Source organism: Mammaliicoccus sp. FSL K6-3158 (assembly GCF_038005105.1).
In the GTDB taxonomy this organism is placed as follows: domain Bacteria; phylum Bacillota; class Bacilli; order Staphylococcales; family Staphylococcaceae; genus Mammaliicoccus; species Mammaliicoccus sciuri.
Genome location: NZ_JBBOSL010000001.1, coordinates 849,526 through 860,817 on the forward strand (window position 1 = coordinate 849,526; position 11,292 = coordinate 860,817).

Below are 11,292 nucleotides of genomic sequence, written 5' to 3' on the forward strand. Positions count from 1 at the left end.
AATGAATATTAATTTACGTAAAATAAAAGAATGGATTGATTGTGACATTCAAGATGAATATCTTGATGTCGTTGTTCAAGGTACATGTATAGACTCAAGAAAAATTGCTGAATCAAATTTGTTTATACCATTTAAAGGTGAAAATGTAGATGGTCATAAATTTGTGCGTCAAACACTTGATGATGGTGCAGGTGCATCATTTTGGCAAAAAGATGTTCCGAATCCGCCAGAAGGACCCATTATTTTTGTTGATAATACATTAGCAGCATTACAAAATTTAGCTAAAGCATATTTAAAATATGTAAACCCTAAAGTTGTTGCGATTACCGGTTCAAATGGGAAAACAACAACTAAAGATATGGTTGAATGTGTATTGAATAAATCATTTAAAGTTAAGAAGACACAAGGAAATTATAATAATGAGATTGGTTGCCCATTGACGATACTAGACTTAAATGAAGATACTGAAGTATCCATTCTAGAAATGGGTATGAGTGGATTTGGTGAAATTAGTGAATTAACTCATTTAGCAGAACCTGATGTTGCGATTATCACGAATATTGGTGAGTCTCATATGCAAGATTTAGGTTCTAGAGAAGGTATTGCAAAAGCCAAATTTGAAATTACAGAAGGTCTTAAAGAGAATGGACTATTTATTTACGATGGAGATGAGCCATTACTTAAACCTTTCGTATCTAAATTGCAACATGACAAACTATCTGTAGGAATAGCGAATGATAATGATGTCATCATCAAAACGAATCAGTCATCAAGTCACGGTATAAACTTTCATTTAAATAATAGTCACTTCATTTATCATTTAAATATATTAGGTGAACACAATGTTAAAAATGCAACATATGCAATACAAGTTGCTAAACATTTAGGTGTAACGGAAGACATAATTCAAAGCTCCTTAGATGATCTTGTATTAACCGATATGCGTATGCAAAGAATTGAAACAGAACAATATGGTCTACTCATTAATGATGCATATAATGCAAGTCCAACGAGTATGAAAGCAGCAATAGATACACTGCATAATATGGAACAAACAGATAAGACACTTATTCTTGCGGATGTATTAGAATTAGGCGAAATGAGTCGAGAGATGCATGAGCAAGTTGGCTATTATTTAGAACATAAAGCTATACAAACGTTAATTACATATGGTGAAGAAGCGGCTCATATATCAAATATTGCGAAAGCATATATAACTGAAACTTATCACTTTGAGGATAAAGAAGAAATCACAGACTATTTAAAAAATCAATTAAATGAAGACTCTATCACTTTGTTTAAAGGTTCTAGAGGTATGTCACTCGAAACGATTATTAACGCACTTACATGAAAGTAGGTATCTTGTTTTTACATGGTTATACAGGTGGTCGTTATGAGTTATTACCATTAATTGAATATTTGAGTAGTCGCTATGATTTTATACTTGAAGCACCGGAATACCCAGGACATGGCTTGAATTTATTGATTAAAGATACAAATGAAGATATGTGGTTTGAAAGAGCGAAACAATCATATGAGACATTAAGGAAGAAATCAGATAAAGTCATTGTTATAGGATTTTCAATGGGTGGCATTATTGCAGGTTTGTTAGCTAAAATTAAACAACCTGATCAATTAGTGTTAATTGCCCCAGCTTTTGAAAATATCAATATACAATACTTGGTGAAATCACCATATACATTTATCAATAATATGAGATATGCAGATTTGAAAATTCTTGATTTCATGGTGAGACGCACAGTCAAAATAAACTATAAATCATTTGTAGCTTTTAAAAAATTACAGCAAAGTGCACTTTATATTCCAGAACAAATATCAGCTAAAACATTAATCATACACGGCACTATAGATGGTCTTGTTCCAATTGAAAAATCTAGAACGTTAGTGAAGAGAATTAAGCATGCACGTTTAGTTGAAATTGATAAAGGACCGCATGAAATTTGTTTATCAAAAGTTAATTATAAAGTTTTTTATGAAGTTGAAAAATTTATATTTAAAAATAAATAAAGAAGTAAAACTGTACTAAATCCCTTTTTAGTGCAGTTTTTTTGTGTTTTTGTTTATGAAAATTAAATGTAAACGACGATTTAATCGCATTGCGCTATTGGTAAAAGGGTGGTAGTATATAGAAGTTGAATAAAAAAGACGAGAAGAATTAACTATATAAAAGGAGAATTATTTTGCAAAAATTTAAAGAATTAGGTATTTCTGAAGCTACCTTAAATGCTTTGGACAAAATGGGATTTACTGAACCAACACCAATACAAATCGAAAGTATTCCACATACATTAAAAGGTACGGACGTGCTAGGACAAGCACAAACTGGAACAGGAAAAACTGGTGCATTTGGTATTCCATTAATTGATAAAGTAGCAGATAAACAAGGTGTACAAGCATTGATTCTTGCACCAACACGTGAATTAGCAAACCAAGTGGCAGAACAATTACGTAGTTTCAGCAAAGGACAAAACGTAAGTGTTGTAACTGTATTCGGTGGCATGCCAATAGACAGACAAATCAAATCACTTAAAAAAGGTCCGCAAATCGTAGTAGGTACACCAGGACGTGTGATTGACCACTTAAATAGAAGAACATTAAAAACAGAATCAATTTCTACATTGATCTTAGATGAAGCAGATGAAATGATGAACATGGGCTTTATAGATGATATGAGATTTATAATGTCTAAACTTCCATCCGAAAATCGTCAAACATTACTATTCTCAGCAACAATGCCTAAAGCTATTCAAGAATTAGTTCAAAAATTTATGAAGAGTCCACAAATCGTTAAAACAATGTCTAACGAATTGTCAGATCCACAAATTGATGAATTCTACACAATTGTTAAAGAATTAGAAAAATTCGAGACATTTACGAATTTATTAGACGTTCAAAATCCTGAATTAGCGATTGTATTCGGTCGTACGAAACGTCGTGTTGACGAATTAACAAGTGCGTTAATTACTAAAGGATACCGTGCTGAAGGTTTACACGGAGATATTACTCAAGCTAAACGATTAGAAGTATTGAAAAAATTCAAAAATGATCAAATCGATATTTTAGTAGCTACAGATGTTGCAGCTCGTGGTTTAGATATCTCTGGCGTAAGTCACGTTTATAACTTTGATATCCCTCAAGATACTGAAAGTTATACTCACCGTATTGGTCGTACAGGTAGAGCGGGTAAACAAGGTGTTGCCGTTACATTTGTAAATCCAATTGAAATGGATTATATCCGTCAAATAGAAAAAGCTAATAAACGTCAAATGAGTGCTTTACGTCCACCAACACCAGGTGAAGTTATGAAAGCTAAAGAATCAGATGTTAAAGCTAAAGTTAAAGGTTGGGTAGAAAGTCCAATCGAAGGTCGCATTGAAAAAATTGCTGAATCATTAATTAAAGAATATGGTGACCAAAAATTAGTTGCTGCATTATTACAAGAGTTAATTACTTCTAACAACGATGCAGAAGTTCAACTAACATTTGAAAAACCATTATCTAAAAAATCTAATCATAGAGGCAAACAAGGTAACCGTGGTGGTAACTCACGTGGTAAATCTAGAACTAGATTTGATGGTAAAAACAACAAACGTCGCGGAAATGATAAAAACAATCAATTTGACCGTAACAAAGGTAAAAACAATAAACCAAACAAACAACGTTCAAAAAAACAATTCTCAGGTAGAACATTTGCTGAGCATTCAAAATAGAAACTAAACAAGAAGTGTGTGTAATCTCTAAGGTTACGCACACTTTTTTTATGATATAATACTCGTAAATTGAACGATAGAGGAGATTATATGTATAAACCAATACTCGAACATAAAATGCCAAAACAGTCTATAAAATATGAGTATGTAAATCATATTGTAAATGTCATAGTTATCTTAATTTTGTACAGTGTATTTGTATTTTTATGGTATAAATATGATTGGTGGACATTTCTCATTTATATTGTGACACCGATTGTGCTGTTGATTATAGCGATAGGATTTATTAGTCCGATCATAAGACTTAGAAGAACATCGTTTGAAATTGGAGAAAGGTATATTGAGGTACAAAGTGGGCTTTATTATCAAAAGAGATTTGTACAGCCTTATGACAGAATTCAATATGTAACGATAAAGCACGGACCAATTTCAAGATTGTTTAATATTTATTTTGTCGTTGTTGTAACAGCAGGTAATTTAGAAGTGTTGCCAATGGTCAACCGAGAGATAGCTGACCAAACGAGATTAAATATTATGACTAAGGTTAAAGAGGTGACTGATGATGTTTGATCCGCAAAGATTACATCCAATATCTTATGTTAGTGGGTTTTTAGCTAGTTTAAAAGAAAATATATTTCCATTAATAATAGCTGCGTTTATCGTTATGACACGTGGATTAGATAATGTTTGGGAACTTACATTTCCTATTGTTATTTTAGGTTTTTCACTTATAAGTAGCAATTTTAAAGCAATTAAGATTTACAATACACGTTATTGGATTGAGAATGACCAATTAATTATGACTTGGGGTGTCTTTTCAAAAAATCGTAAAGAGTTAAATATTGAAAGGATTCAATCTGTTGATACTTCTCAAAATATAGTACACCAATTGTTAGGTGGCGTGAGTTTAAGTATTAAAACACCGAGTGATGGCATTGAATTAGATACGATTACGAAGTCACAAAGTGATAGTCTTTCGAAATATTTAAAAGAAAGAAAATTTGCTATCAAAAATAAAGAGCAAAGCGAAGATGATTTAAACGAGGAACAAGTTGCGTCGACTGATTCTGAACATCAAGATATTATTAATGAGAAAGAAGAAGTCGTGTTCTTTAGATTATCAAATAAAGATTTATTGAAAATGAGTTTCACAAGTGGTGGTATTTTAATTGTATTTGCGGCACTTGGCTCATTATTTGGATTTGTAACACAAATAATCGATATCGAAGATTATATTAGCCCACTAATTAATCAAGTTGTTAATTTAACATTTGTAATCATTTCAATTGTGCTTGTATTTATTATTTTAAGTTATATTATTGGATCACTCATTGTATTTATTAAAAATTATAAATATGAATTAACATTTGATGGGGAACTTTTAACGGTTAAATATGGTCTGTTAACTGTTCAAAAGCGTACCGTTCCAATCAGAAGAATACAAGCGTTAAAAGAAGAAGAATCTATATTTAGAAAAGTGATTGGATACACAAAAATATCAGCGATTATTACTTCAGATGGACATTTTGAAAATGGAGAAGATACTGATGTAGGTACTGTGACAATCTTGCCATTTATGAAGAAAAAAGAAGCTTATCAATTGCTTGAAGACATTATTCCACAGTTTCAGTTTCATTCAGTAAAGAAGGGATTACCTAAACAAGGTATTCGTAGAAGAGTGTTGATTCCGACAATTATTTTATTATTAATTGTGGTTCCTATCCAAATATATTTATGGTCTTATACTTGGATTATAGGATTAGTGATATTCTTAGTTATGCTATTTTACGCAAGTATTATTACGTTGAAATCTGGATATAAAATTTATGACGACTCAATTGTCATATTGAATGCAACACCGTTTGAATATACAACAATTTGGGCGAATAGAAATAAGATTTTAACTTTTGAATTACATGAAAATCCAATTATTAAACGTAAAGATATTGCACATTTCTCAATTCAAATAGCATATGGAAATGGTATGTTGTCTAAAGGATTAAGATTTATCAATAAACAAGATACGTTAAATATTTATAAATGGTATAAAGATAAAGGAGGTCATATAGATGCTTCCTAGATATAGAATGGATAAAAAAGGAATGGTCGTTGAACGTATTGGATCGCTCATTACAATTTCAATACTTATCATCATAATAATCGTTATGGCAGTTATTTTTAATCTATGGTGGACGACAGCTTCAAAATGGTTTCTTCTTATTCCAGTAGCGCTTATCGTAGTAATAGCTATATATGGTTTAATCATCCAGCCTTATTATATGTATCGAAATTTCAGATATGAAATAAATGACGATGAAATAAACATTAAATCAGGTATTTTTATGATTAGAGAAACAACGATACCTATGGGTAGAATTCAAAATGTTGATTTATATGAAGGATTCATAATGAGAAAGTTTAACCTGGCTAATATTACGTTGTCTACGGCTGGAGGAAATCGTATGATTCAATATTTAAATAAAGATAAGGCAAACCGTATTAAACACGCGATACAAAATAGAATTGAAAAATGATTTTTAATCAGTGAAAATGAAGGTGTTAACGATGATTCAAGGTGTCGGCATAGATTTAGTCGAAATAGAACGTATACAAGATTGGTATACGAAACGACCAGAAATGGTCAATAAAATTTTAACAAAAGACGAATTAAATATTTTCAACAAAATTAAATTAGAATCAAGAAAAATCGAATTCATTTCCGGTAGATTTGCTGTGAAGGAAGCATTTAGTAAAGCTATGGGGACAGGGATCGGTAAAAAGTACGGTTTTCACTCGATTAATTGTTTACCAGATGAAAATGGAAAACCAGAAATCATTTGTGAAGGCTATCGTGTTCATCCTTCCATTACACACACGAAACATTATGCAGAAGCCATTGTGATTATAGAAAATATTAAGCAAGATTGATTTCTATATGATAAAATACAAATATTATAAGAGGAGGTGCCTTGCTGTTGTCCGAAAAATATTATAGGCCAACTTATATCAACGTCGATTTAAAGGCAATACTAGAAAATTATCAAGCAGTAGGAAGACTTCATCCAAATAAGAAGATTATGGCAGTCGTTAAGGCAAATGGGTACGGATTAGGAAGTGTACCGATTGCGACATACTTAATGAATGAAGGTGTAGACTTCTTTGCAGTTGCCACATTAGATGAAGCAATTGAATTAAGAATGCATGGTGTTAAAGCAAAAATATTAGTACTCGGCGTTATTAATACTAAAGATATTAATAAAGCTGTTCAACATAGAGTTGCATTAACCGTTCCATCTGAACAATGGTTAGATGATGCAATAGAATCAATAGATGATGATTCTGACAAACCTTTATGGATGCACGTGAAAATTGATACAGGCATGGGTAGAATTGGATTAAAAGATATTGAAAGTTACCAACATGTCGTGCATAAAATACAACAACATGAACGCCTTATATTTGAAGGTGTGTACACACATTTTGCATCTGCAGATGAACCAAATGATTTCTCTAAAAAGCAATATGAATTATTTGAAGAATTTGTAGAGTCGTCTCAAACACCTGAATATATACATGCTCAAAATTCAGCAGGAGCCTTAAGATATGATGCGTCCATTTGCACAGCTGTTAGATTTGGTATTTCGTTATATGGATATTATCCATCAAAATATATTCAAGAAATTTCTAATTTAAAATTAAAACCTTCTGCACAATTAATAACAGAAGTCGTTCAAACAAAGTATTTAGAACCAGGCGAAACAGTGAGTTATGGTGCTACATTTACTGCTGGTGAACGTATTAAAGTAGCCACATTGCCAATAGGTTATGCAGATGGTTATTTAAGAAAGATGCAAGATACGCTCGTGAAAGTAAATGGTGTGAATTGTCCTGTCATAGGTAGAGTATGTATGGATCAAACAATGATAAAAGTGCCAGATGATGTTCAAACAGGTGATAAAGTCATTCTCATGGATAATGATGTTGATTCAGAACAATCAGCAGAAAAGGTTGCTGAAGCGCAAGATACCATTAATTATGAAGTACTTTGTAACTTGAAAAAAAGATTACCACGTATATATCATGATGGTGAAAATGTTGAAATTACGAACGAATTATTAAAATAGCATAGTCAAATAGAGTTACATTTGTTATGATATTAATAACTTAATCAACAAAATTTACATTTATTTTATCTGGAGGTATTTGTTATGACATCTTTAACGCAAAATCGTACACAAAGTTTAGAACAAACACTGAAAGAAGGCTATCGTTCAATGGCCGATTTAAATCTCTCCCTTGCATCTGAAGCATACTATAGCGAATGCGAAGCTTGTGATTCAAATGAATCGCATTTAGCCTCTCAGCAAGGTGAATAAATGAGAAGAGGAGATGTATATCTCGCAGATCTTTCACCAGTTACAGGTTCTGAACAAGGGGGAACAAGACCAGTCGTCATTATCCAGAATGATACAGGTAATCGATATAGCCCGACTGTGATTGTTGCAGCAATTACTGGTAAGATAAATAAAGCCAAAATTCCCACTCACGTAGAAATTGAGGCAGCGAAATATAAATTAGACAGAGATTCCGTAATTTTGCTTGAACAAATCAGAACAATTGATAAAAAACGCTTAAAAGAAAAATTAACATATTTATCTGATGCAAAGATGAAAGAGGTTGATATCGCTATTGCCATCAGCCTCAATCTAACTTTGCAACAAAAATTTGATACATTAGGTAATACATAATGAAATAGTTTTAAAAGAATCAATATTACTTTAAAACGTCTTCCGCTTTAGGATTAACCTAAAGCTTTTTTAGTATATTTGAAACGAGGTGACTTCGTGTCAGAACAAAAGAAACAACAGTATCTTCAATTATTACTTGATTATGTTCAAACAAATGATGATGAAATTTTATCATCATGCCAAACATTTTCAACTGAAGCCATAGAAGATAATGTTTCACCAGAGGAGATAGTACAATTACATGTAAATATTATGGATCAGGAACAAGACTTGACTAAAGAACAAATCATTCGTTCATTTGATGTTCTTTTAGAAGTCATGATAGGTTATGGCTTTACATACCGTGATTATAAGAAGTTATTAAATAAGATTAAAATTCATGATAAAGAAATGGAAGTTGCGTCTAGTTTGCAACAAACGATGCTAAAGCCTCAAATCCCTCAATTTGATAGTATTCAAATTGGGGCAATTTCTGTTCCAGCACAAAAAGTAAGTGGAGATTATTTTAATTTAATTGATCATAATGACGGAACTATGAGTTTTGCAGTAGCAGATGTTATCGGTAAAGGGATACCGGCAGCATTAGCGATGAGTATGATTAAATTTGGCATGGATTCATACGGCCATTCGCAATTGCCGAGTGACGGTTTAAAACGTTTGAATCGAGTTGTGGAAAAGAACGTTAATCAAAATATGTTTGTGACAATGTTCTATGGTTTATATGAAGAAATTAATAATATGCTTTATTATAGTTCAGCAGGACATGAGCCTGGATACATATATAGAAGTCAGACTGGAGAATTTGAAGAAATGTCTGAACGAGGTATTGTGCTCGGCGTTAATAAACATACACGTTATAAACAAAGTGAAATAAAAATAGAATTACAAGATATGATTATCGTCTTTACTGATGGTGTCACGGAATTACGTAATCAACAAAATGAATTTATCAAAACGACAGATTTATTAAGTATGATTGATGAGTACAAACAACTTCATCCGCAAGACATCGTTCAAATTTTATATGAAGAACTTGTCAAACTACAGAATCCAAATAAAAGAGATGATTTAACGATATTAATTGTTAAACGTGTTAAATAGTTGTAAGGTAAAAATATTTAAGATGTGTTAAATAAGATTAAATATTTTAAAAACGGGTAAAAATAAATGATGAAAGTCTAATACATTTAGGGGTGTAAGAAGGAATGAATCTTAACATTGAAACTACAGAACATGAAAATTACTATGAAATTAAAGTTGGCGGAGAATTGGATGTGTACACTGCGCCTCAACTTCAAGACGTATTACAACCGATTAGACAAAAAGGAACGCATGATATACATGTTAATTTGGAGAACGTAAGTTATATGGATTCTACTGGCTTAGGTTTATTTGTTGGCACATTAAAATCACTCAATGAACATGATAAATCACTATATGTGCTTGGTGTATCTGATAGAATTGAGAGATTATTTGATATTACGGGTCTTAAAGAATTAATGCATGTCAACAAAGGAACGGAGGTATAACGTGATGACATCTAACTATGATTATATAGAGATGAGATTCCCAGCAGCTCCAGAATATGTTGGTCTAGTCAGATTGACATTATCTGGCGTGTTTAATAGAGCTGGTGCTTCATATGAAGATATTGAAGATTCAAAAATTGCAGTGTCAGAAGCGGTAACAAATGCAGTAAAACACGCATATAGTGATAAAGTTGAAGGCGAAATATTAATAGGTTATCTTGTGTTTGAAGATAAAATAGAAATCATTGTATCAGATTCAGGTAAAAGCTTTAATTATGAAGAAGCTAAAAAAGTGCTTGGACCATACCAAGAAAGTGATAATATCAATTTCTTGAGACAAGGTGGATTAGGACTATTTCTTATTGAATCATTAATGGATGAAGTAAGTGTCCAAAAAGATGCTGGTGTTACAATAAGTATGACAAAGTATTTATCTAAAGAGCAGGTGCAAACACATGACGGAAGAGTCCAAAGTTTATAATGAAGTTTCTCCAGAAGACATTAATGCTTGGATAGCAGATTACCAAGAAAATGATAATAGCGAAGCTCAAGAAAAGCTAGTATTACATTATCAAAAATTAGTAGAATCTTTAGCATATAAATATTCTAAAGGCCAAGCACATCATGAAGATCTTGTTCAAGTTGGTATGGTTGGTTTATTAGGTGCTATAAAAAGATTTGATGTTTCATTTGAAAGAAAGTTTGAAGCATTTTTAGTTCCAACTGTAATTGGTGAGATAAAGAGATATTTAAGAGATAAAACTTGGAGTGTACATGTACCTAGACGAATTAAAGAAATTGGCCCTAAAATAAAAAAGGCAAATGAAGAATTGACTAATGAATTAGGAAGGTCACCTAAAATTATTGAAATTGCAAATAGACTAGAAGTAACCGAAGAAGATGTTCTAGAAGCAATGGAAATGGGTCAAAGTTATAATGCCTTAAGTGTTGACCATTCTATCGAAGCGGATAAAGACGGATCTACCGTTACATTGCTAGATATTATGGGAGAATCAGAAGAAGGTTATGATTTAACTGAAAAAAGAATGATATTAGAAAAAATTCTGCCTATTTTAACGGATAGAGAAAGAGAAATAATTCAATACACCTTTATTACGGGCTTAAGTCAAAAAGAGACCGGAGAAAAAATAGGTCTCAGTCAAATGCATGTTTCAAGACTTCAAAGAACAGCAATAAAAAAATTAAAAGAAGCTGCAATGAAATAATTCATATATTAGGAGAGACAGAAACATTTGAAATGTTTCTGTCTCTTTTTAAAATCAA

At 31.8% G+C, this 11,292-nt stretch carries 14 protein-coding genes; all 14 read left to right on the forward strand.

The features are described from left to right. The first annotated feature begins 1 nt into the window (after position 1). The 14 genes from MHH94_RS04140 to sigB all read left to right on the forward strand — a co-directional run bounded on the left by MHH94_RS04140 (position 2) and on the right by sigB (position 11,234). Positions 2 to 1,351 carry a UDP-N-acetylmuramoyl-tripeptide--D-alanyl-D-alanine ligase gene (locus MHH94_RS04140; RefSeq protein WP_048540882.1) on the forward strand — a complete coding sequence of 450 codons (1,350 nt, stop codon included), beginning with the start codon at positions 2 to 4 and terminating at the stop codon, positions 1,349 to 1,351. Further along, positions 1,348 to 2,028, forward strand: a complete 681-nt coding sequence (locus MHH94_RS04145; protein ID WP_058591088.1) for an alpha/beta hydrolase — start codon at positions 1,348 to 1,350, stop codon at positions 2,026 to 2,028. The genes MHH94_RS04140 and MHH94_RS04145 overlap by 4 nt, the downstream gene beginning before the upstream one ends. Positions 2,029 to 2,201: 173 nt before the next feature. Next, positions 2,202 to 3,731, forward strand: a complete 1,530-nt coding sequence (locus MHH94_RS04150; protein ID WP_048540879.1) for a DEAD/DEAH box helicase — start codon at positions 2,202 to 2,204, stop codon at positions 3,729 to 3,731. Between the two features lie 90 nt (positions 3,732 to 3,821). Further along, positions 3,822 to 4,301, forward strand: coding sequence for a PH domain-containing protein (locus MHH94_RS04155; protein ID WP_058591087.1), 480 nt, complete (start codon positions 3,822 to 3,824; stop codon positions 4,299 to 4,301). After that, positions 4,291 to 5,811: a PH domain-containing protein gene (locus tag MHH94_RS04160; protein ID WP_340839823.1), complete on the forward strand. Its 1,521-nt coding sequence runs from the start codon at positions 4,291 to 4,293 to the stop codon at positions 5,809 to 5,811. The genes MHH94_RS04155 and MHH94_RS04160 overlap by 11 nt, the downstream gene beginning before the upstream one ends. Then, positions 5,801 to 6,265 (forward strand): PH domain-containing protein, encoded by a 465-nt coding sequence (locus MHH94_RS04165; RefSeq protein ID WP_058591085.1) that lies wholly within the window; start codon positions 5,801 to 5,803, stop codon positions 6,263 to 6,265. Before MHH94_RS04160 ends, MHH94_RS04165 begins: the two co-directional genes overlap by 11 nt. 31 nt (positions 6,266 to 6,296) lie before the next feature. Beyond that, complete coding sequence (gene acpS, locus MHH94_RS04170) at positions 6,297 to 6,659, forward strand: holo-ACP synthase (protein ID WP_058591084.1); 363 nt, start codon at positions 6,297 to 6,299, stop codon at positions 6,657 to 6,659. Between the two features lie 47 nt (positions 6,660 to 6,706). Then, the gene (gene alr, locus MHH94_RS04175; RefSeq protein WP_058591083.1) at positions 6,707 to 7,855 is read left to right on the forward strand and encodes an alanine racemase; all 1,149 of its coding nucleotides are present in this window, start codon (positions 6,707 to 6,709) and stop codon (positions 7,853 to 7,855) included. Between the two features lie 84 nt (positions 7,856 to 7,939). Further along, positions 7,940 to 8,107, forward strand: a complete 168-nt coding sequence (mazE, locus tag MHH94_RS04180; protein WP_048540868.1) for a type II toxin-antitoxin system antitoxin MazE — start codon at positions 7,940 to 7,942, stop codon at positions 8,105 to 8,107. Further along, positions 8,108 to 8,479 carry a type II toxin-antitoxin system PemK/MazF family toxin gene (locus tag MHH94_RS04185; RefSeq protein WP_048540867.1) on the forward strand — a complete coding sequence of 124 codons (372 nt, stop codon included), beginning with the start codon at positions 8,108 to 8,110 and terminating at the stop codon, positions 8,477 to 8,479. It begins immediately after the preceding gene. 96 nt (positions 8,480 to 8,575) lie between these two features. Continuing rightward, positions 8,576 to 9,580: a PP2C family protein-serine/threonine phosphatase gene (locus MHH94_RS04190; protein WP_048540866.1), complete on the forward strand. Its 1,005-nt coding sequence runs from the start codon at positions 8,576 to 8,578 to the stop codon at positions 9,578 to 9,580. Positions 9,581 to 9,684: 104 nt separating this feature from the next. Next, complete coding sequence (locus MHH94_RS04195) at positions 9,685 to 10,008, forward strand: anti-sigma factor antagonist (RefSeq protein ID WP_025904513.1); 324 nt, start codon at positions 9,685 to 9,687, stop codon at positions 10,006 to 10,008. A gap of 4 nt (positions 10,009 to 10,012) precedes the next feature. Beyond that, complete coding sequence (gene rsbW / locus MHH94_RS04200) at positions 10,013 to 10,489, forward strand: anti-sigma B factor RsbW (protein WP_025904514.1); 477 nt, start codon at positions 10,013 to 10,015, stop codon at positions 10,487 to 10,489. Then, positions 10,464 to 11,234, forward strand: a complete 771-nt coding sequence (gene sigB / locus MHH94_RS04205; RefSeq protein WP_037589755.1) for an RNA polymerase sigma factor SigB — start codon at positions 10,464 to 10,466, stop codon at positions 11,232 to 11,234. The genes rsbW and sigB overlap by 26 nt, the downstream gene beginning before the upstream one ends. Positions 11,235 to 11,292: the final 58 nt, after the last annotated feature.

Coding starts and splice junctions, on each gene's coding strand:
- MHH94_RS04185 (WP_048540867.1), top strand. CDS start 8,108: ATGAGAAGAGGAGATGTATATCTCGCAGATCTTTCACCAGTTACAGGT.
- MHH94_RS04140 (WP_048540882.1), top strand. CDS start 2: ATGAATATTAATTTACGTAAAATAAAAGAATGGATTGATTGTGACATT.
- MHH94_RS04160 (WP_340839823.1), top strand. CDS start 4,291: ATGATGTTTGATCCGCAAAGATTACATCCAATATCTTATGTTAGTGGG.
- MHH94_RS04145 (WP_058591088.1), top strand. CDS start 1,348: ATGAAAGTAGGTATCTTGTTTTTACATGGTTATACAGGTGGTCGTTAT.
- MHH94_RS04155 (WP_058591087.1), top strand. CDS start 3,822: ATGTATAAACCAATACTCGAACATAAAATGCCAAAACAGTCTATAAAA.
- MHH94_RS04165 (WP_058591085.1), top strand. CDS start 5,801: ATGCTTCCTAGATATAGAATGGATAAAAAAGGAATGGTCGTTGAACGT.
- acpS (WP_058591084.1), top strand. CDS start 6,297: ATGATTCAAGGTGTCGGCATAGATTTAGTCGAAATAGAACGTATACAA.
- mazE (WP_048540868.1), top strand. CDS start 7,940: ATGACATCTTTAACGCAAAATCGTACACAAAGTTTAGAACAAACACTG.
- rsbW (WP_025904514.1), top strand. CDS start 10,013: ATGACATCTAACTATGATTATATAGAGATGAGATTCCCAGCAGCTCCA.
- MHH94_RS04195 (WP_025904513.1), top strand. CDS start 9,685: ATGAATCTTAACATTGAAACTACAGAACATGAAAATTACTATGAAATT.
- sigB (WP_037589755.1), top strand. CDS start 10,464: ATGACGGAAGAGTCCAAAGTTTATAATGAAGTTTCTCCAGAAGACATT.